Source organism: Microbispora triticiradicis (assembly GCF_005864065.1).
Classification (GTDB): Bacteria; Actinomycetota; Actinomycetes; order Streptosporangiales; family Streptosporangiaceae; genus Microbispora; species Microbispora triticiradicis.
Window position 1 is genome coordinate 1 of record NZ_VANP01000054.1, and the last position, 546, is coordinate 546.

Genomic DNA, 546 nt, shown 5'->3' on the forward strand with positions numbered 1-546 from the left:
GCCCGTGGGGGTGGAGGTCGGGGTGCTGGTGGGCGTCCCGCTCGGGATGGAGCCGGTGGGCTGGAGGGTCCACTGTTTGGTGGCGACCGAGTCGCAGGAGTTCTGCTGGACGAGGGCGCCGGAGGCGGTGGAGTTGTCTGCGGTGTTGAGGCACTTGTCGCTGTTGGCGTTGATGACGCGGTAGGTGGATCCGGAGGCGGTGAGTTCCCAGGTCTGGGAGGTGGCGCCGGTGCAGGTTTCCTGTTGGACGGCTTTGCCGGCGGAGGTGGAGGCGCCGGTGACGCCGGCGCATTTGCCGCTGTTGCCGGCGGTGAGGCGGACGCCGCTGCCTTGGGCCGACAGGGTCCAGGTCTGGTTGGTCGTGCCGGTGCAGGCGGAGACGGTGAGTTGTACGCCGTCGGAGCCGCTGCTGCCGGGGACGGTGAGGCACAGGCCGCTGGCGCCGTTGACGATGCGGTAGGCGCCGGTGGTCGGCGCGGCGTTGGAGACGCCGGTGAACACACCGCCGACCAGGGCCACGACCCCGGCGACGGCGCCGACTACCCC

The 546-nt window shown here is 71.2% G+C and carries 1 protein-coding gene; it reads right to left on the bottom strand.

All coding sequences use genetic code 11. The features are described from left to right. Window positions 1-546: RICIN domain-containing protein (locus tag FED44_RS35500; RefSeq protein WP_154956911.1), on the bottom strand; the 546-nt coding region annotated here is incomplete at both ends.